This window comes from Clostridium beijerinckii HUN142 (assembly GCF_000621745.1).
GTDB lineage: Bacteria > Bacillota > Clostridia > Clostridiales > Clostridiaceae > Clostridium > Clostridium beijerinckii_A.
Genome location: NZ_JHXK01000018.1, coordinates 52,651 through 74,380 on the forward strand (window position 1 = coordinate 52,651; position 21,730 = coordinate 74,380).

General features: G+C 30.0%; 16 protein-coding genes and 2 tRNA genes. 5 read left to right on the forward strand and 13 right to left on the reverse strand.

Annotation, left to right across the window (positions count from 1 at the left end; translation table 11 throughout):
• Positions 1 to 191: 191 nt before the first annotated feature.
• The 6 genes from T483_RS0109075 to T483_RS0109100 all read right to left on the reverse strand — a co-directional run bounded on the left by T483_RS0109075 (position 192) and on the right by T483_RS0109100 (position 7,813).
• Positions 192 to 1,595: an FAD-binding oxidoreductase gene (locus tag T483_RS0109075; RefSeq protein ID WP_026886580.1), complete on the reverse strand. Its 1,404-nt coding sequence runs from the start codon at positions 1,593 to 1,595 to the stop codon at positions 192 to 194.
• Positions 1,596 to 1,598: 3 nt separating this feature from the next.
• Entirely contained in the window at positions 1,599 to 2,789 is a 1,191-nt protein-coding gene (locus T483_RS0109080; protein WP_026886581.1) for an electron transfer flavoprotein subunit alpha, read from the reverse strand.
• A gap of 55 nt (positions 2,790 to 2,844) precedes the next feature.
• Positions 2,845 to 3,633 (reverse strand): electron transfer flavoprotein subunit beta/FixA family protein, encoded by a 789-nt coding sequence (locus tag T483_RS0109085; RefSeq protein WP_026886582.1) that lies wholly within the window; start codon positions 3,631 to 3,633, stop codon positions 2,845 to 2,847.
• Between the two features lie 522 nt (positions 3,634 to 4,155).
• The gene (locus tag T483_RS0109090; RefSeq protein WP_026886583.1) at positions 4,156 to 4,857 is read right to left on the reverse strand and encodes a FadR/GntR family transcriptional regulator; all 702 of its coding nucleotides are present in this window, start codon (positions 4,855 to 4,857) and stop codon (positions 4,156 to 4,158) included.
• Positions 4,858 to 5,027: 170 nt separating this feature from the next.
• Complete coding sequence (locus T483_RS0109095; RefSeq protein ID WP_026886584.1) at positions 5,028 to 5,870, reverse strand: patatin-like phospholipase family protein; 843 nt, start codon at positions 5,868 to 5,870, stop codon at positions 5,028 to 5,030.
• Positions 5,871 to 6,103: 233 nt separating this feature from the next.
• Positions 6,104 to 7,813, reverse strand: coding sequence for a methyl-accepting chemotaxis protein (locus T483_RS0109100; protein ID WP_026886585.1), 1,710 nt, complete (start codon positions 7,811 to 7,813; stop codon positions 6,104 to 6,106).
• 592 nt (positions 7,814 to 8,405) lie between these two features.
• Between T483_RS0109100 and T483_RS0109105 the strand changes: the two genes are divergently transcribed.
• The gene (locus tag T483_RS0109105) at positions 8,406 to 11,069 is read left to right on the forward strand and encodes a cation-translocating P-type ATPase (protein WP_026886586.1); all 2,664 of its coding nucleotides are present in this window, start codon (positions 8,406 to 8,408) and stop codon (positions 11,067 to 11,069) included.
• An 87-nt stretch (positions 11,070 to 11,156) separates the two neighbouring features.
• Here the strand turns inward: T483_RS0109105 and adhE are convergent, their stop codons facing one another.
• Positions 11,157 to 13,751 carry a bifunctional acetaldehyde-CoA/alcohol dehydrogenase gene (gene adhE / locus T483_RS0109110; RefSeq protein WP_026886587.1) on the reverse strand — a complete coding sequence of 865 codons (2,595 nt, stop codon included), beginning with the start codon at positions 13,749 to 13,751 and terminating at the stop codon, positions 11,157 to 11,159.
• Between the two features lie 376 nt (positions 13,752 to 14,127).
• Positions 14,128 to 14,358, reverse strand: coding sequence for a transporter suffix domain-containing protein (locus T483_RS0109115; RefSeq protein WP_035790081.1), 231 nt, complete (start codon positions 14,356 to 14,358; stop codon positions 14,128 to 14,130).
• Positions 14,359 to 14,592: 234 nt separating this feature from the next.
• Here T483_RS0109115 and hydE point away from each other — a divergent pair, with 234 nt between their 5' ends.
• Complete coding sequence (gene hydE, locus T483_RS0109120; protein WP_026886589.1) at positions 14,593 to 15,639, forward strand: [FeFe] hydrogenase H-cluster radical SAM maturase HydE; 1,047 nt, start codon at positions 14,593 to 14,595, stop codon at positions 15,637 to 15,639.
• Between the two features lie 239 nt (positions 15,640 to 15,878).
• Here the strand turns inward: hydE and T483_RS0109125 are convergent, their stop codons facing one another.
• Positions 15,879 to 16,634 (reverse strand): DUF3298 and DUF4163 domain-containing protein, encoded by a 756-nt coding sequence (locus T483_RS0109125; protein WP_026886590.1) that lies wholly within the window; start codon positions 16,632 to 16,634, stop codon positions 15,879 to 15,881.
• Between the two features lie 405 nt (positions 16,635 to 17,039).
• Between T483_RS0109125 and T483_RS0109130 the strand changes: the two genes are divergently transcribed.
• A complete protein-coding gene (locus T483_RS0109130) occupies positions 17,040 to 17,993 on the forward strand; it encodes a polysaccharide deacetylase family protein (protein ID WP_026886591.1) in 954 nt (317 codons plus the stop codon).
• Between the two features lie 15 nt (positions 17,994 to 18,008).
• Here the strand turns inward: T483_RS0109130 and T483_RS0109135 are convergent, their stop codons facing one another.
• Positions 18,009 to 19,040, reverse strand: coding sequence for an anti-sigma factor domain-containing protein (locus tag T483_RS0109135; RefSeq protein WP_026886592.1), 1,032 nt, complete (start codon positions 19,038 to 19,040; stop codon positions 18,009 to 18,011).
• Between the two features lie 383 nt (positions 19,041 to 19,423).
• Between T483_RS0109135 and ispF the strand changes: the two genes are divergently transcribed.
• Entirely contained in the window at positions 19,424 to 19,903 is a 480-nt protein-coding gene (gene ispF / locus T483_RS0109140; protein WP_026886593.1) for a 2-C-methyl-D-erythritol 2,4-cyclodiphosphate synthase, read from the forward strand.
• Between the two features lie 106 nt (positions 19,904 to 20,009).
• On the opposite strand, the gene T483_RS0109145 is transcribed toward ispF, so the two are convergent.
• Entirely contained in the window at positions 20,010 to 20,606 is a 597-nt protein-coding gene (locus T483_RS0109145) for a hypothetical protein (RefSeq protein ID WP_026886594.1), read from the reverse strand.
• A gap of 429 nt (positions 20,607 to 21,035) precedes the next feature.
• Between T483_RS0109145 and T483_RS0109150 the strand changes: the two genes are divergently transcribed.
• Positions 21,036 to 21,440, forward strand: coding sequence for an HNH endonuclease (locus T483_RS0109150; protein ID WP_011967645.1), 405 nt, complete (start codon positions 21,036 to 21,038; stop codon positions 21,438 to 21,440).
• A gap of 123 nt (positions 21,441 to 21,563) precedes the next feature.
• Here the strand turns inward: T483_RS0109150 and T483_RS0109155 are convergent.
• A tRNA-Gly gene (locus T483_RS0109155) sits at positions 21,564 to 21,638 on the reverse strand.
• A 4-nt stretch (positions 21,639 to 21,642) separates the two neighbouring features.
• Positions 21,643 to 21,727, reverse strand: a tRNA-Leu gene (locus tag T483_RS0109160).
• Positions 21,728 to 21,730 lie beyond the last annotated feature (3 nt).

The window sequence follows — 21,730 nt, forward strand, 5'->3', positions numbered from 1 at the left end:
ATGTATTTTTTATTATTTTATATAGTTTCATATAGTTTCATTGATATAATTAACTCATTCTAAATAAAAAATAAGCTGTCTCAAAATAGAAATTTAAATTTCTATTTTGAGACAGCTTCGATTTGTAAATAAAGCCTAATTAAATTACTTATATTTATAATTTGCTAGTATTCATTAAATACTTTTTTATTCTATTCACATACTTTTCCTGGATTTAATATGTTCTTAGGATCAAAGGCTAATTTAATTCCTTGCATTATTCCAATACATTCACTTGGAAGTGATTCTTTTAAATATCCCTTCTTTGCAAATCCTATTCCATGTTCTCCTGACACCTGGCCATCTAATTCTTTAGCTTTATTATACATTATTTGCATAACTTCTTTTAATTTAGATTCCCATGCTTCTTGGTCAAGGTCATCTCTCAATATATATATATGAAGATTTCCATCACCTGCATGTCCAAAGCTTTTTATTCTTATATTAGCAGTACGTTCAAGTTCATGAGTAAATGTTACAAACTTTCCTATTTGATTTCTTGGAACAACAACATCAACTTCATCCATTTCAGTAGTTAATGCTTTAATTGCTTCAAGGAAACAACCTCTAGCTGACCATATTGATTCTTGTCTTTCTTCAGTATCTGAGATTAATACATCTAAAGCTCCAGCTTCTAAACAAATATTAGCTACGTTTTCATAATCCTTTTCAATTTCTTCTGTGGAATTTCCATCGAAAGTTAATAATAGGTATGCATCAGATGATTTATCTGGAAAACTTTTTCCTAAAAATTCTTCTGCAGCAAGTATCGCTTCTCTCTGCATAAATTCGATTGCTGTTGGTATTGACTTAGATTTAATTATTTTAGGCACAGTCTCTATCGCTCTTTCGAGACTTTCAAAAGGAATAAGCAAGCTTAAAGCCTTTTTAGGAAGTGGTAACAATTTCAAAATAGCCTTTGTTACTATTCCTAAAGTTCCTTCTGAACCAACGATTAAATCCTTTAGTGCATATCCTGAGCTGTTTTTAACTACTTTTCCTCCTAAATTTACTATATCACCATTTGGTAATACAACCTCAAGTCCTCTTACATAGTCTCTAGTTACTCCATATTTTACAGCTCTCATACCTCCTGCATTAGTACTTATATTTCCTCCAATTGTTGCTGATTTTTCACCTGGATCTGGTGGATAAAATAAGTCAAATTCTTGAACATATTTACCTATCTCCATAAGTAATACTCCCGGTTCTAATGTAAGAGTAAGGTTTTCTTCATCTAATTCTAAAATTTTATTCATTCTGCTAAGGTCTATAACTATTCCACCTTTAAGTGGAACCGCTGCTCCAACAAGTCCTGTTCCTGATCCCCTTGGAGTAACAGGAATATTATTCTCATAGGCATATTTCATTACTTTTGAAACTTCATCAGCACTTATGGTTTGAATAACTATATCAGGCATTTTCTTAATTCCACCTAATTCATCATGGCTATAGTCTTCATTTATTTCTTCTCTAAAGAAAACTCTCTCCAAATCATTCTCTGCTATAGATAATATATATTGATAATCCTTTAATTCAACTTCTTTGTAACTCATCACCTATGCCTCCTTAGCCATTTTTATTTTTTCTATTAATTCTGGAATTATTTCATACAAGTTTCCAACAACTCCATAGTGAGCAACCTTAAATATTGGTGCTTTATCATCAGCATTTATAGCAAATATATAATCTGAATTATTCATTCCAGCTGTAAATTGAACTGCTCCAGATATTCCACAAGCTATGATAAGTCTTGGCCTTACAGTTCTACCGCTTAATCCAATTTGTCTCTTCGCATCAACCCAACCTGCCTCTATTAGAGGTCTAGTACATGCAAATTCTGCTCCTAAAAGTTTAGCTAATTCTTTTACTAATTCTAAATCCTTTTCTGATTTAATTCCTCTTCCTGCTGCAACTATTACTTCAGCATCACTTATTCCTACTTCGGCATCTTTTTTCTTTATACTAAGCGCTGTAATTTTAGATAAAAGTTTTTCTTTATCTATAGAACATTCTACTATTTCTCCTGAAATATCATCGTTTCTTTTTGGAGCTGTCATAACTTTATATCTAACAGTTGCTAATTGAGGTCTAGAATTTGGAGTAACTATCTGAGCCATTATATTACCACCAAATGCCGGTCTAATTTGAACTAAATCTGTATTTTCCTTCATATCTAATATTGTACAATCTGCTGTAAGTCCAGTTTTAAATCTAGCAGCTATTCTTGGCGCTAAAGATCTACCTATAGTTGTAGCACCGACTAAAATCGCTGTTGGTTTTACATTATTTATAAAATCTCCGAAAGCAGCTGTATATGGTTCTATTCTAAAATACTTTAATTCCTCATCGTCATATACAAATACCTTATCTACACCATAGTGTAATAATTCTTCAGCTTTATGAGAAATATTATTTCCAATAAATACAGCATATACTGGATGATTTATCTTTCCTGCTAATTCTCTTGCCTTTCCTATTAGCTCATAAGTAACAGGATGTATTTCCCCATCTACATGATCAACATAAACGCCTATCCCATTCCAAAGACTTTTATCTATCTCTTTGACTTGCTCCTCTATATATTCAACAGCTCCCTTAGGACCCTTTTTAACGCAAAGCTTACACATTTTACATGCTCCACTTATTTCAACAACTCCATTATTATTTTCAAGGGCACCAAAAGGACATATTTTAATTAACTCATCAATATCTAATATTTTCTCTTGATTTACTACTAACTTTGCCATAACGCATTCTCCCCTTTAATTATCTTTGTGAGATATCTTTACTAATATTTAATACCTAAATAAATTTCAATTCTTTTAATTTCTCTCCCATTTTTCCACTTAATTCACTAGAACTGCCTGTCCACATTTCTCTATCATTATTAACTTCTGGTGGAAATATTCTCTCTACTTGAGTTGGTGATCCATTAAGTCCATAATTCTTCTCATCTTTATCATCAAAATCTTTTAGGCTTAATATTTTTATTTCTCTATCTTTAGTCGAAAGTTTTTTTCTATAAGAAGGCAACCTTGGTTCAAAAATTCCTTTATCTACAGTGATTAGACATGGGTACGCTATCTTTACTGTTTCAATACTTTCTGGCATATCCATTTCAACTGTTATTGTTGAGTCTTCTACGTTAACTATGTTTTTAACGTTAGCTACATGTGGTATCTTTAACCATTCAGCCATTTCAGATCCTACCTGCGCTGTATCCCCATCTGTTGTTTGTTTACCGCAAATAATAAGTTCGAAATCTCCCATCTTTTTCACGCCTTGAGCTATTGTATACGATGTAGCTAAAACATCAGCTCCTCCAAATTTTCTGTCTGATAATAATGTACCTTCATCAGCACCCATTGTGTAAGCTTCCTTGATTACACTTAAAGCTTGATTAGGACCCATACTTAAGACTTTAACAGTTCCTCCTTCGCTCTCCCTAATCTTAAGAGCTGTTTCAAGAGCATACAGATCATATGGATTCATTTTGGAGTCTATGCCATCTCTCTTTAAAACTCCTGTAACTGGATCAACCTCAACTTTAGATGTTCCTGGTACCTGCTTAATGCAAACTAAAATATTCATGATAACTTCCTCCTAAAACTGTATTTTTAATTCCAAACACTGATTGGCAAAGTGATAGTAGTAGTTTTGTCAAAACAATGTGGAATAAACAAACTTTTAAAAATTACTTCAATTTATTTCTTGATAAAATCCAATATCAGTTTAATTATTCCGCTATATATAATAGTTTTTGCTAGAGTCACAATAAAACTAATTTATTCCTCCTCTTTTCCAACATGTCATACCAATATCGAATTGGTATGACCAATTTCAATTTAATTATACTTTCCAAAATATAGTTTGTAAAGTATTGTTATTTATTTAACAGAAAATGTTTACATTGACTCTATTCCAATATACTCCTTAGCGCCTCATATTCTATATCTTTTTGCTTATATAAAATTTAATAGAAATTTAATTTATATTTTTAATTAATCGTATTTAAGCATTTTTTGTTTAAAATATAACAAAAATAAAATGGATAAAAAAATGATCTCAACAACGATCATATTTTATCCATCTTATTTTTAAAATAATATATTTTTATTTTTTATATCCATAAGCTCCTCGAATCAAATCAAAATGCTCTTCCATAGCATTATGAGCTTTACTAGCATCTCTGCATTTCAATGCTCTCACTAAATTCTCATGAATCTCTAATAAATTCTCTCTAGTTTTTCCTGTATGTAAAATTTGCGCTCTTGATTTTCGAATGAATTCATCCATAAGCTGGGATATAACTTCAAGAACATTTATAAGTAAAGTATTTCTTGAGGTTTTAGCTATTAAATAATGGAACTTAATATCAAGTTCAAGACTCTCTGCCTCATTTTCTGCTATATACATTCTATCTAATATTGCTGTCAAAAGCTCTAGCTCATTATTTTCTATATTTTTAGCGGATAACCTAGCGCAACGAAGCTCCAATGTTTCTCTTAAATCATACATTTCTTCAATTGAACTTTCTTGTAACATAAACATAACAGAAAGAGGTTCAAATAACGAATTATCGAAATTAGTTTTTATATAATTTCCTGCGCCTTGCCTGCTTTCCACAAGCCCTACCACTTCTAGTGCTCTCAATGCCTCTCTTATGGATGCACGTGATACTCCAAGAGATTCTGACATTTCTCTTTCTGATGGCAATCTATCTCCCTTTTTTAATTTACCACTTTTTATGTTACCCTTAATTTGTTCTATAACTTGATCATATACTTTAGGTGTTTTGCTATTGGATGTAAACATATATATCTCCCTTGTTTGCTTTATTGTCTAAAATTTATATTTTATTAGTACATTATACATGAAAAACAGCTAGAATCCTACATTTGCAGATTTTAAAGTTTAACATATTCCATTTGAACATATTCACAATACATGCTAATTTATCTATTTAAAAATACTTTTCTAAAATATTATCCAATATATTTAAGTATTTTTTCTTTATTTTGAATAATCAAATCATACCCATTTTGATATATTGCTTTTAGTTTACTTTTATTTCGCTCAAATCTACTTATATCCATACTTATACTTGGTCTTATTATAAATGCTTTTCCACTTTCCTCTAATTCTTTGCAGTAATCAAGTTGCTCATTATATTTAATATGCCTATTTTTTAGCACATCTGCAAGCTTTGGATACTTATTTTTATAAAGCCTATAAGTTACTTCATTGGCTTTAGATTTTGTCTTTCTATACCCCTCATTCCTTGTTAGTACTATTATGTGTTTGTCATTGCCATCCTCTATTGACTTAGTAATTGGTATAGGCTCTGAAAGACCTCCATCAGCATAATATTGTCCGTCTATCTTTTCAAATGGAAATACTAATGGTATTGCTATGCTTGCTCTAAGAATTGAATTTCTTTTATCCAATAAATCTTTATCAAAGTACTCATTCTTTCCAGTCTCAATATTAAAAGCCCCCGCTAACATCTTCCCATCAAATTCATAAAATGATTTATAATCAAATGGACAATGCTTATTAGGTATCTCGTCAAATACAAATTCTAAATCCATAAGAGATTTACATCTAATTAAATTTCTATAACTTATATATCTCTTATTATCCATAAATCTTTCCATTATCTCTAAGTTTCTTCCTCTTTGCCTAGAAACATACGAATATGCATTAGTAGCACCTGCAGATACTCCTACTATATATTTTATTTCTGCCTTTATATCTAAAAATGCGTCTAATACACCTGCTGTAAATAATCCTCTGAATGCTCCGCCTTCAAGTACAAGTCCTGTCATAAAAAACCTCCATACACAATAAATACTATTATATATTATAACTTAAATAATAAATTTAATCATACGAAAACTTACATCAATGGAATTTCTAGTTTTTTAATCAAGTCGTTTATTCTTAGTTGCTATATATTAAATTTCTTAAATTTATAATAAAAATGAGAACCTCTATAATTTTAACAGCATAGAGATTCCCATGATAAATTGATATTTATCTATATTTAATTATTTCTATTTTAAAGAACAAACTTCTCAATTTGAGATGTAATCTGCTGCATTATATCTTTCAATTCTTCTGCAGATTTAGAAACCTTATGTGCTGAATTATCCATTTCATGGGCTGATGCGGATATCTCTTGAGATGCAGCCGAATTTTCTTCCGATACAGCGGATGATAATTCCACATTTTCTACTATATTATTTTTTCTATTATTAATATCAACTATTGCATCATTTATCTCATGAACTTGAGGGACTATATCACCTATAGATTCTACTATTTCTTTAAATGAAACTATAGTTGATGCTATTGTATGAATCTGCTCCTCTAATTTCTTATTAGCAATACCTGTTGTTTCTTCAACTAATTTAGTTTCGGAACTTATGTCACCTAGCAGATTATTAATATCTTCTGATGAACTTTTAGATTGCTCTGCTAATTTTCTAATTTCATCTGCAACAATTGAAAATCCCTTACCTGCTTCACCTGCTCTTGCCGCTTCAATAGCCGCATTTAGAGCTAACAAATTGGTTTCGTCTGCTATTTCATTAATCATATTAGTTATTTCTGTTATTTTATTTACACTTAAACTTAATTTATTAACTTTCCTTTGTGCCTCATTATAAGATTCTGCAATTTCATTTATCGATATACCTATATTTCTCAATCTTTCATCACTGGTATTGGCTTCATTACTAATATTAATAGTGCTTTTATCCACCTTCTCTACAGATCTTGTTATTGAATCTAATTTATCACTAAAAGAACTTAAATTATTGTTTATTGACATAAGTCTTTCAGATTGTTCGTTAGATCCTTCTGCTATATCATGAATTGAACTGGATACATCTCCTATATAATGCTTCATTTTTTCTGAAACCCTTGAAAGCTCTATTGATTGCTCTGTAACAAGGTTCGAATCTTCCTTTACTGTAGATATAATTGATGCAATAGATGCTATAGTCTTGCTTAATGCATTCTGCATCACTCCAAATTCGTTTGTGGATTCAGTATCAAACTTTACAGTGAAATTTCCTTCTGATAAGATTGAAACTTTATGTACAAATTCTTTAATTGAATTCTTAATCATGAATATTATATATGTTGACATAAACGCTAGAGCCAGAATTGATACGCTCAATATACTTATAAACATAAATATATTTTTCCTATATGCGCCCATAGATTTATTAATCTCATTTGTAGCCCTATCCTTTTGAAGCTGAACTAGTGCTTTATTATCTTGAGCAATTTGATTTCCATATACACCCATAGCATCATTTGTAATCTTTTTATCTGGAGTTAAGTCTTGTTTTCTTTGATCAATAATGTTAGGTATATATGAATAATATTGCTCATATTCTTCTTTAAATTTCATAACTAATTGGTGCTCTTCCAAATCATTTTCCGATTCTTTAGCCTGTCTATTTACTATTTCCGTTATATTTGTATTTAATTCTAACATTGTTTTCTCATTTGCTTCATCGAACGGCCTATCTATTATTTTTGTTAAAGTATTTCTTAAAACTCCCATACTGCCATTAACATCACCCCAATCACTAAGTTTTGGAATAACGTTATTATACATTGTCAAATTGGCAGCATACATTTTAGATGTATTTAAGTAACCTAGAACTCCAATAGCAATTATAGATATCAAAGATAAAATTACTATTACAATTATACTCCTTATGATTTTTACATCTTTTACTTTTTTTAATCTCACTTCAATTTCCCCCTATAGTCTAAATATATAATTACATACATAACATAGCATTGTTAACGTGTGCAGTTATAATTATACATATTAACCAATATGATAACAATAGTTATAATTTTACATATACCTTAAACAGTAGTTTGCTTATTTGTTTTTTTATGGAGCATAAACAATATATGTCGTATAAAATAACTCTTAGTGTGTTGACTAAAACTATATAAAATGCTATAATCATTATATAAAATAAATCACTATATTAAAAGGGAGTAGTTATAAATATAACATCAACAATCGCGACTATATTGTTAGTCTGGTGTTATATACCCTAACAGGTAACGAGACTTTTAATATAACTTCAATAATTTGAAGTTATATTAAAAGTCTTTTTTGTTGTTAATTTATCCTATAGTTAGTATCCGTAACATTCCCCTTCTTCAATTAGGGTATAACAACTGTACATTCCTGAACGAGGTATCCCTTGAGGGTATAAGTTCAACTAAATTCAGACAGAGTTAAACTCTACCTGAAAATGTTCACTTTATAGACTTTAGCTACTCAGGTACTTATTAAATTTTTTCTTTGAAAGGAAGATGCCATAATGAAAAAATATTTTTCTAAAACAGTAGAAGAATCTCTTAAAACCTTCGATGTGACTTTAAAGGGGCTGACGAGTGAAAAAGCTAATGAAATACTAAACTCTGTAGGCGAAAACACCTTAAATGAAAAAAAGAAGAAAAGCATTTTATCTGTATTTCTGGAACAATTTAAGGACTTATTAGTAATCATATTAATTGCTGCTGCTATTATTTCAGCTATGACTGGAAATATGGAAAGTACTTTTGTAATTCTAGCTGTTATAATCATGAATGCTATTTTAGGTACTGTTCAATATGTTAAAGCTGAGCAATCCCTAGATAGTTTAAAGGCATTGTCTGCACCTAGTACTAAAGTTATTAGAAATGGAGTTAAAATCGAAATTCCATCTAAAGATGTTGTTCCAGGAGATATTTTAATATTAGAAGCTGGAGATTTAGTTGTTGCTGACGGTAGAATTTTAGAAAATTTTTCTCTTAAGGTTAATGAAAGTTCATTAACTGGTGAATCAGAGAGTGTAGACAAGTTCTCTGAAGTTATTGATAAAGATGAGGTTGCTTTAGGCGATCAAAAAAACATGGTTTTCTCTAGTTCACTAGTTACTTATGGACGAGCTACTGTTCTTGTAACTAATACTGGTATGAACTCTGAGCTTGGTAAGATTGCTACTCTTATGGAAGAAACTCAGGAAAAAAGTACGCCACTTCAAGTTTCCTTAGATGAATTTTCTAAGAAGTTAGCCTTTGGAATAATTGGTATCTGTGTTATTGTATTTGGGTTAAGTATGTATAGAGGTATTGATATATTAGATTCATTAATGTTTGCGGTTGCTCTTGCTGTTGCTGCTATTCCTGAAGCGCTTAGTTCTATAGTTACAATTGTACTTGCTATAGGTACACAATCAATGGCTAAAGAGAATGCTATTATTAAAAAGCTAAAAGCTGTTGAAGGTCTTGGATGCGTATCTGTTATTTGTTCAGATAAAACTGGTACATTAACACAAAATAAGATGACTGTAAAAAAGATTTTTGTTGATAATAAGTTAATTGATAGCAATAAAATAGTTCTTAAAGATTCTGATTCAAATTTCCTTTTAACTAGCTCTGTACTATGTAATGATTCTACTTCTATAGATGGTGCTGAGATAGGTGATCCAACGGAAGTTGCCTTAGTAAATTTAGGGCATAAATACTCTTTAAATGAAATTGAATGTAGAAGCAGTTACCCAAGACTTAACGAAATTCCTTTTGATTCTGACAGAAAACTTATGAGTACACTTCATGAAATTGATGGAAAATATATAATGGTTACCAAAGGTGCTCTTGATGTATTACTTAATAGAGTAACTTCAATAAAAACTTCAACTGGAATAGCAAACTTCACTAACAATGATAAAATCAATATAAATAATGTTAATAGAGAACTATCATCTCAAGGATTAAGAGTTTTAGCTTTTGCCTATAAAGAACTTGACCAAAATAAAGAGCTTACTTTAGAAGATGAGGATAATTATACTTTCTTAGGTTTAATTTCAATGATTGATCCACCTAGAGAAGAATCTAAAACAGCTGTTAGCGATTGTATTAAAGCTTCTATTAAACCAATTATGATCACTGGAGACCACAAGATTACGGCATCAGCTATTGCTAAAGAAATTGGAATATTGCAAGAAGGTGACTTAGCTGTAGAAGGCTTGGAACTTGATAAAATGTCTGATGACGAACTCAGCTCAAAATTAAAGCACATTTCCGTTTACGCAAGAGTATCTCCAGAACATAAAATAAGAATAGTTAAAGCATGGCAAAATAAAGGTAAAATTGTAGCTATGACTGGAGATGGTGTTAATGATGCACCTGCATTAAAGCAAGCTGACATTGGTATTGCAATGGGTATAACAGGTACTGAAGTTTCAAAAGATGCTGCTTCAATGATTTTAACAGATGATAACTTTGCTACTATTGTTAAATCAGTTACAAATGGACGAAATATTTATGCTAATATAAAGAATTCAATTAAGTTCCTACTCTCAGGTAATGCTTCTGGAATTCTTGCAGTACTATATTCATCAATATTTGCGCTCCCTATTCCATTTGCAGCCGTACACTTATTATTCATAAACTTATTAACAGATAGTTTACCTGCTATTGCAATTGGTATGGAAAAATCCAAAAAAGATGTTTTAAAAGATAAACCTAGAGATGCTAAAGAATCTATTTTAACTAAAGATTTTATAATAGATATTTCCTGTCAAGGTTTGCTGATTGGAATATTCACTATGATTTCTTACCATATTGGCTTAGCTACTGGAAGCCACGGACTTGCAATGACTATGGCATTTAGTACCTTATGTTTAGCTAGATTATTCCATGGATTTAACTGCCGAGGCAAAAAATCTATCTTTGCTCTTGGAGTTTTCAATAATAAATTCAGTTGGATCGCCTTTATATCAGGTGTTGTGCTTGTGAATGCAGTTTTACTCATACCAGCACTTCAAGGATTATTTGAAATAACTCCACTTACTACTAACGAATTAATATTAGTTCACTTATTTGCTTTCATTCCAACTTTAATAATACAAACTATTAAGGTTGTTAGAGGTTTCATTGAAGAAAATAATGAAAAGAATAGAAATAGAGAAACTAATGACTCCTCTATGAAAGCTGCATAAGACACTTTTAGGATTGTATAATTAGATTAATAAAAGAGCTATATCAAAATTGTTTGATATAGCTCTTTTACTTTCTATCTATCGTCTTTATTTAATGCTACCATTATATGACTTTATATACATCTCTTTAATCTCACTCATTAATGGATATCTTGGATTTGCACCTGTACATTGATCATCAAAAGCCTGCTCTACCATTTCATCCATTGAAGCATAGAACTTTTCTTCTGAAACTCCAAATTCTTTTATGCTCTTTGGTATTCCAACTTTGGTCTTTAAATCATCTATTGCTTTAATTAATAGTTCAACTTTTTCTTCTTCTGTATTTCCTCCTAGATTTAGATAATCCGCTATTCTTGCATACCTCCATCCTGCATTTGGATATTTATATTGTGGGAATGCTGCTTGCTTTCTAGGTGCATCTGTTGCATTAAATCTAATTACTTCATCTATTAATAAGGCATTTGCAATTCCATGAGGTACATGGTGGAATGCACCTAATTTATGAGCCATTGAGTGGCATATTCCTAAGAATGCATTCGCAAAGGCCATACCCGCTACAGAAGATGCATGAGCCATCTTTTCTCTAGCTTTAACATTTGTAGTACCTCCATTATATGCATCAGGTAAGTATTTAAATGTTAACCTAATAGCCTCTAATGCTAATCCATTTGTATACTCAGATGCTAACACCGAAACATAAGCTTCAATTGCATGAACCAAAGCATCTATACCTGATGCAGCCGTTAATCCTTTAGGCATACTCATCATAAGTTCAGCATCTATTATTGCCATATCAGGAGTTAACTCATAATCTGCAAGAGGATACTTAACTCCTGTCTGCTCATCAGTTATAACTGCAAATGGAGTTACTTCTGAGCCTGTTCCTGCAGATGTTGGAATTGCAACTAAAATTGCCTTTTCTCCCATTGGAGGGAATTCGTATACTCTCTTTCTAATATCCATAAATCTCATAGCTAAGTCTTCAAATCTAACATCTGGATGCTCATACATTACCCACATAATTTTAGCTGCATCCATAGGCGATCCTCCACCTATAGCTATAATAACATCTGGATTAAATTCTCTCATAGCATCTGCCCCTAATTTTGCAGCTTTTAATGTTGGGTCAGGCTCTACATCTGAGAATATCTTATATTCAATATGGTTTTTACTTAAAATATCTGTAATCTTATGTGTATATCCTAAATCAAATAACACTCTATCTGTCACTATAAATACTCTTCTTTTCTTCATTGCATTTAATTCTTCCAAGGCTACTGGAAGACATCCAAATTTAAAGTAAATTTTGTCTGGAACTCTAAACCAAAGCATATTTTCTCTCCTCTCGGCAATTCTCTTAACATTGATTAAGTGCTTAGGTCCTACATTTTCTGATATTGAATTTCCGCCCCAAGATCCACAGCCAAGAGTTAAAGATGGTGCTAACTTAAAATTATATATATCCCCGATTGCGCCCTGAGATGCTGGCATATTTATCAAAGTTCTAGCAGTCTTCATAGCTACTCCAAACTTCTCTATTCTATCTACTGATTCCATTTGGTTTGTATAAAGTATTGATGTATGACCAAATCCACCTAGCTCTATCATTCTAGAAGCTAATCTTAGTGCATCATCAAAAGTTTTAGCTTTATACATGCCTAATATTGGCGATAACTTTTCATGTGAAAATGGTTCTTCTAATTCAGGCGATTCAACTTCTCCAATTAGCACTTTGACAGCTTCTGATACCTCAACTCCAGCCATTTTTGCTATCTTATGCGCTGATTGTCCAACAATCTCTGAATTTAATGATCCCTTTGAATCTAATATTATACTTCTGACCTTATCAATTTCTTCACCTTTAAGTATATAAGCACCTCTCTCATCTAGTTCCTTTAGGACTTTATCATATACTGATTCCATAGCTATTATGCTTTGTTCTGATGCACAAACTACGCCGTTATCAAAAGTTTTAGAAAGCAAAATTGAGTTTACAGCCATTTTTATATGCGCCGTGTCATCAATTATAGCCGGAGTATTTCCTGCACCAACTCCTATAGCCGGTTTTCCTGATGAATATGCTGCTCTAACCATTCCCGGACCACCTGTAGCTAGTATAATATCAGATTCTGCCATTACATTTCTGGATAATTCTATTGATGGCTCATCTATCCACCCGATTATCCCTTTTGGTGCACCTGCTCTTTCTGCTGCCTCTAGAACTATTTTTGCTGCTGTTATTGTTGAATTCTTTGCCCTAGGATGTGGACTTATAATTATTCCGTTTCGTGTTTTTAAAGCAATTAAAGTTTTAAATATCGCTGTTGATGTTGGATTAGTTGTTGGTACAATGGCTGCTATTACACCTATAGGTTCAGCTATATGAGTTATTCCGAACATTTCATCTCTCTCTATAACTCCACAGGTCTTTGTATCTTTATATTGATTATATATGTACTCAGCTGCGAAATGATTTTTTATCACCTTATCTTCTACTATTCCCATTCCGCTCTCTTCTACTGCCATTTTAGCAAGAGTAATTCTCGCATTATTAGCTGCCATAGCTGCCTGCCTAAATATTTCATCTACCTCCTCTTGAGAAAATTTTGAAAACTCTTTTTGAGCTTCCCTTATTTGCTCTATTCTCTTTGTTAATTCTTCTGGATTTGTAACTCTCATTTTCTACCTCCAAATTTGTTTTTTATTTTCATCGTAAATGTTGTCTATTACTATTAATCAGTTTTCTTTATTCTAAGCAAACTTATACCTATTTGGGATTAAAAATAAATTTCAATTATAGGTTTTCACATTGAAAATTTGAGATATCACAAATAGAGGAATTGGATACATGTTTGTAACCTCATAGGTCATAATATGCAATATAAGTTTAAAAATAGGTTTTAAGGTTTCTTATAATATTCTTCTTAAAATTCTAAAGTTATATAATAAAAGAAGTATATTCTTGCTAAGAATTCCAATAGGAATCTTTTCAAAAGTAACTTCTATTTTTTGATTAATAAGTATGCACTTAGTTTTAACTTCACCTAATTAAATCTTATTTTCTTCGAGGTTCTCTTGTTTGTTTAATCCATCTAATGTACTTTTTTACTATATCTCTTCCTGCCAGCACTGCTCCAACCCAAAACAATACTTCTCCTAAAACAATAAAAACTGTTACTATAATAGCTTTTATTCCAACATCTATATCTAACCATGGAACTCCTAAAATAAATATCCATGGTATAAATGAAATTATAATTAACAAGATTCCTAGCTTTTTAGTCATTTTTATCCCCTTTATTTAGATATATAAAAAAGCAATAATTTTGTGCAAACATTCTTAAGTTGCATTACCAAATTTTCTTATTATTCATTTGATTTATATTAAATTATTTTCTTCATCAAATGTATCTCAATTCACATGTAAGATTTTACACAAACTACTATGTTGTTATGTTGTTAGATTCTATAGTATACTAATATCAGTTAGCTATTAATTTCTTTTAACTTAGGAGGAACTATGAATAAAATTATTGAAAAAGCTAAAATTACACATGACTTAAATAAAGATGAAATACTTGAATTACTGCAAAACAATGATATAAATGAAGAACTATTTAAAGCCGCTGATGAAGTACGTCAAAAATATTTGGGGGATTATGTTCATTTAAGAGGGCTCATAGAATTTACAAATATCTGCAAAAGAAACTGCCTTTATTGTGGTTTACGTAGAGACAATAAAAATCTTGACAGATATAGATTAACTGAAGAAGAGATTCTAGACTTTGCTAAAAAAGCTGTTAGCTATGGCTATAAAACGCTTGTCCTTCAAGGTGGAGAAGATGATTATTTTACTAAAGAAAGAATGACAAACATAGTAAAAGAGATAAAGAAATTAAATGTCGCTTTAACCTTAAGCTTAGGTGAAAAAACTTATGAGGAATATAAAGCATTTAAGGAAGCTGGAGCTGATAGATATTTAATACGAATCGAAACTACTGATAAGAAACTTTATGAAGATATGGATCCTAATATGAGTTTCGAGGAAAGATTAAATTGTTTAAAGGATTTAAGAAACTTAGGATATGAAGTTGGTAGTGGTATTCTTGTTGGTTTACCGAATCAGACATTAGACTCTATAGCTAGTGATATACTTTTCTTTAAAGAGATTAACGCGGATATGATCGGTATAGGTCCATTTATACCAAATGAAGATACACCTTTAAAGGATGCTCAAGGCGGAAATCTTACTCTAGCATTAAAAGTTATGGCTTTAACTAGATTAATACTTCCTGATATAAATATTCCTGCAACAACTGCAATGGAGTCTCTAACTCCAAACGGAAGAATAATTGCACTTCAAAGTGGTGCTAACGTTGTAATGCCTAACGTTACTGAAGGTGAATATAGAAAGCTTTATGCCCTATATCCAGGTAAAATATGTACAGGCGATACACCTGCACACTGCAGAGGATGCATAACTGGTAAAGTAACTGGAATAGGCAGAATAATTTCAGATGGTTATGGATTTAGAGGAAATCAGAACACTAGTGCTTATAATAATTAAAAGATATTATTAATAAGTTAAACCATAGTACTAAGTAAAATATACTATATAGGATAGATAATGTAATTCTATCCTATATGGCATATTTTTATCAATTACTATGGTTTAACTTTCATTTTCATATCCTTTATTCAAATCTTATCTAAGAATTATTGTTATCTATTCTAAATCTATAAGTTAACCGCTAAGATATCAATCATTTTATTGTTTAACAACATATCTAAGGAAACTTCATCATCCTACTTCTTACTTCCCGAATCCCAATCCTTATAATAGACAAAATCCTTATCAAATAGTTTTAAAGGAATTTCAAATTCAGGAATTCCAAATACATACGGCGCTATATCATACAACTGATAATATATTACTAGGTTTCCATCCCTTATATAAAAACTCTGATTTTCACTGATACCCTTAAATATATTGCCTGAATCAAAATAATTTTCAGGATTTTTTCTTATTTGATTCTCTATTTCTTTATTTATTATATCCGAATAATTATATCCCTCACTAAATAATTCCTTTAAAGTTAGTAAACTTTCTTTCTTCTTATCTATTGTATATGAAGTCCTTGTTGTCATACCATGGGCACCTCCAAGAAACTCATAGTAGTCATTATATAAGCTAAGAATTTGATTATTATCTTCTGATGTTGTGTATCTTGAATAAATCTCGTAGGGAAATCTTGGGGTTTCTTGTCCTTTTTCTCCGAAGTATTCTTTCGCTGTTTTTTCAGACTCTTCAGCTCTTGGCAAAATATCTTGACTAATTGCATTATTTATCAAATTTATCTTTTTTTCATCATTTCCACCCATTAATTGAGGCATATTTATGTCTAATTTTAAATAATTTAGATTTTTAGTTATAGATTTATCCACAATTTTAATTTTACTTTCACTTTTCATTTTATTACTTATAAACATTTCCTGTGGACAAGCAGTGGATAACATTGAACTTACTATTAATAGCCCTGTTATATTAGCTATAATACCCATTTTAGCGCCTCCCTCATTTATTCATTTTGCGACATAATATATTTTATATCCACAAAATCAACATGTAAAATTATGTATGTTAACATCTTTATAACATCTTATCCACAGCCCACTGTGGATAATGTTAGTAAGTTGTACTATTTTTATATTATGCTACTTTTTTCAATAAGTTATTCCGATCAAACGTATAAAAATAAAATTTATTATATATACTTTTCAATAGTAAATTTATATTTAAAGCCTTAGTAATCCCATCTCTCAATTAAGAATAAAATACATGAGCTTAATTGTAATATATATCATAAATAACTTATAATAAGCCTTGTAGTTTTTCTTTAAGTTTAGGGTATAATGATAAAAGAAAATTATATTTATTTTAATTGCAAGGAAGTGAGCAATAACAATATGTTAAAAAGAACTTTATCGCCAAGAAACATTTCTTACAAAAGCTTTTTCAAAAATAAAATTTCTCTAAGTATTTTAATATTTAGTTTATTATTTGTACTATTCTCCATTTACCTAATAACTCATAATACATCTTATAAAAATTCCATAGCTTCGAATCCTGGCCCTACAAGTATTGATGAAAATCATGCTGTATCTGAAAACGGATTAAAAAAAGATTCTTCAAGCATAGATCAAAACACAATTCAAAATGAAAGATCTTTTAATAACGCCAACTTAATTACTGACAATAGAGGAGTTCCAGTATTATATTACCATTCCGTGAGAGAATCAGCTGATAATGAGGTTACAATATCCCCGGAAAGTCTTCGGATGCAGCTTAAGTACATAAAAGATCAAGGTTATATAACATTAACCTTAGACGAGCTTAAAAACTACTTATTAAATAGTTCCCCAATTCCTGAGAAAAGCATAGTTATTACTTTTGATGATGGCTATATGGATAATTACTACAATGCTTTTCCAATTCTGAAAAATCTAAATATGGTAGCAACAATATTTTGTATAACTTCAGATTTAGATGGTTCTTACTATTTATCAAAAGAAGCTATAAGAGAAATGTCTGATTATGGAATAGATATTGAAAGCCATACTGTTAATCATCCTAAACTTAATCAGCTTACATATGATAAGCAGTTACGTGAATTGAAAGAATCAAAAGAGACCTTGGAATCAATAACAGGAAAAAAAGTTGATTCAATTGCTTATCCATTTGGAGATTTTAATGATGATAGTGTTAAAGCAGCTAAAGATTCAGGTTATACTTTAGCATTCACTACTAAAAGAGGACTCTCAGATAGAGATGATAATATTCTTAAACTTGATAGAATTTATATCAGTTCAAAATATGACATGAGTACTTTTAAGGAAGTTTTAGCTCAAACTAAAAAATAACTCTTAAATAAAGAGTTATTTTTTTTCTTCTTTGCCATCTTCAGTTGAGTATTTAGGTAACTTTTGTTGGTTTCCTGCATTATTTATAGCTATAGGTATATTGTGTTCATATATAAATTTATTTGTTTTAGTAAGCTCCCCATATTTTAAAGCTTGTCCGTTAATTGTTATTAATGTTTTCTTACTTAAATCTAACATTTGATTATCTAATGCATATTCAAATATCTCTACTATAGCCTCATCAACATCCTTGTTTAAAACATCAATATTTCCTACAAGTTCTTTTCCTTTGTCCGTAGGTGAATAGACATATATAACTTTATTAAATTTATTAATATTAATCTTTATATTAGAAGTTGTTTCTATAACTATTATGCTCTGTGTTGTCCTATATTCAATAGTTATACCGCTGCCAATCAATATTAATATAAATAGCAATATAGAGATATGTATTTTATAGCCTCTAACCCCTTTCTTCTCTTTTCCTTCACATATATCTCCAACATTTGATTTACTAGAAGTTTTTATCTTTAAAAATTCTCCTTTTGAAGTTAATATATATGCTGAATTTTTAGAAGCTTTTATTACTATTCCTTTATATAATTGTTGATTTTTACTGGAAATACCCACCACTTGATTATCTTCTTTTAATTTTATTCTTAGATAATCTTGAATAAATCTATAATTGGAATTAGTTATTATAATACAATAAGCTATTATGTGGTCCCTAAATTTATTTATAATTTCAGATTTTATCCTAGTTAATTTACTTATCTTAACTATAGGTAAAACTCTTTTTTCATTGATTATTCTTAGTAAATCCTCATGACCAGCTATATAATAGGCTATATTTAAAGCTATATTTCTATCAACTTCTTTAATTGGAAAGTTTACCAAATCCTTAAGTAAAACATTATATGAACTTAATTCATTTATAAATAAAGATATCTGTTTCTTTCTAATATCTTCTGCCGTATCTCCTATCAAGAACATCGATGGCATAGATGAAAATACATACTTGTCTTTACTAAAGCCTAAATTTTCCATAAACTTAACACCTCTTTAAAAGATTAACCCTTTGTATAAGTTCTTCATACTATGATATTATAGCATATAAAGCTATTTATCTATAAAATTTTCTTTATCTAAATTTAATTTAAAAGCAATATTTTGGAGATTATTAATGAGAGGAAAAATTATATATGTAGATTTTGTAAAAAAACGTAGAATAACTTTTATACATTTTCATGTAAATAGATTTATCTCTTGGTTTAACATTAAGTTTTATATTAAAACTAAAACCCGTTCCGTAGATAACATGTCCTCAAGTAGACGTAGACGTATTTTAAATTAGAATAATTATTTATATAAAAAGCCTTATAATATGTTAAAATAGTAAAATAACAAAACATATACAATGAGGTGATTATATGAGAATTGGATTAGGGTATGATGTTCATAGATTAGTTGAAAATAGAAAATTAATTTTAGGAGGAGTAGAAATTCCATATGAGAAAGGGCTACTAGGTCATTCAGATGCGGATGTTCTTATCCACGCTATAATAGACTCTTTATTGGGCGCATGTGCTCTTGGCGATATAGGCAAGCATTTTCCTGATACAGATAGCAGATTCAGCGGCATATCCAGTATCATACTTCTTGAAGAAACAGGTAAATTGCTTTTTGAGTCTGGCTATGCCATAAACAACATAGACGCTACAATAATAGCTCAAAAACCAAAAATGCTACCTCATATTGAAAATATGAGAAAGAATATTTCAATTGCTCTGAATATAGATATCAATAAAATCAATATTAAGGCTACTACCGAAGAGGGCCTTGGCTTTACTGGCGAAATGCTTGGAATTTCTTCTCAAAGTATATCTTCTGTTGAAAGTATAAACCTTTAGAAATATACTATTCAAAAGTTATAATGATTTATAAGTAAAAAGGGAGCTATCATTAGCAGATTAAAATCTTCTAATGATAGCTCCTCAAATTATATATATTAATCTGCTAAAATACTTCACTTAATTTTTTTAGTAGAATATCTCTGAATACTTCTCCTTTGTCTGGATCATTTATTGCATTCTTGCAGATATCTCCCCATTCATTAATAGACATACCTATTCTCTTTTCTAATTCTTCTTCTGTATTTGTTAATAACGAAGATGAAATTACAAATTCACCAAGCTCCTCTGGAGTCTTGAAAATTTTTATATATAAAAATTCTGTATTATCCCCCATCCACTTCTTGTTAAACTCTGCAGGGAATCTATCTAATCTAGCTTGAGCCTTTTCAGCTGGAAGATTCCATAAACTACTTAGAAAATCATAGTCTCTCCTCATATTACTTGCAACTTCTTTGTCTATTTTATTTAGTTTTTCTCCCTCACGAATGATCTTATCAACAGTTAAATGTGGAATCCTAGTAATTAATTTTTCTTTTCCATATATCCACTTATAAAAAGCTTCCTGCAAGAACGAATATTGAAGATAACCAATCAAACACTTTCTATTAGGGAAATATCCCCATATATTATTTATACCATTATTGTTTCCAAATATAAGGGTATGAAAATAAATACTTCTTTCTGTTGGTGGTTTCTGCATAAACATATGTCCTCTTATTGTCTTGTTCCTACTGATAACGTTTTCCCAATAATTAAATGAATTATAAACTTCCCACACTTTACTCACCTTCCCAACTAATATTTTATAAAATATATTATTAATAGTTATCTTTTGTTCTCTAATTATATTATAACTCATTTATCTCATAATTGTTTATTCTTGGATAAATTTGTTTAATATATACACATTAATATATTATCCCCATTTTATTATTTTATTACAAAATTTTAGACTTTTATTATAGATATTCAAATTGATATTTCTTATTTATTACTTTATAATATTAAATGTCAAGTTATTTACAGTTATCATATTATTATATTAAGAATTCTATTATTTTTTTAATTTAAATAAATTTTAATAATTAATATATTTTTATATAGGGTAGATTCTAAGGAGGATTAAACATTGTCTTTATGTGAAATATGTAATGCCGAAGCTGATATACATCATATTGTTCACAGAAGTGAAGGTGGCTTTGATATAGAACTAAATTATAAATATTTATGTCCTTCCCATCATAGAGGAAAATATGGTCCCCACCAATCCAAAGAAGTTGATTATAGATATAAGTTAGATCTTCAAAATAAATTATACGATATGCTAAAAAAAGACTATTATTCTTTTAAGGAACTAGCATTAGAATTAAATATACCTAGAAACACTCTTAAAAGAATTACAAGAAACTTAAAGCTTTATAAAGAAGGTTATAAAAAATCAGAAGTAATATTTAAAATAATGGGTGAAAAATTTTACTCTGAAGAAATGATTGTTAACTTAACTTTAGACAAATTGATTGAAGACAATTATTAACTTATTATGTTTATATAATTAAATTTATCTTAGTAATCATGTGTAAATTAAAATAACAAATATCTAAAACAAGCTTTTTGGTTTTAGATATTTGTTATTTTAATTCAAGCTTTATATTCTTACTGGAGCGGAAAACGGGGCTCGAACCCGCAACGTCCACCTTGGGAAGGTGACACTCTACCATTGAGTCATTCCCGCTTATTGGTGCAGATGAAGGGAGTCGAACCCTTACACCGAAAGGCGCTAGATCCTAAGTCTAGTGCGTCTGCCAATTCCGCCACATCCGCCTA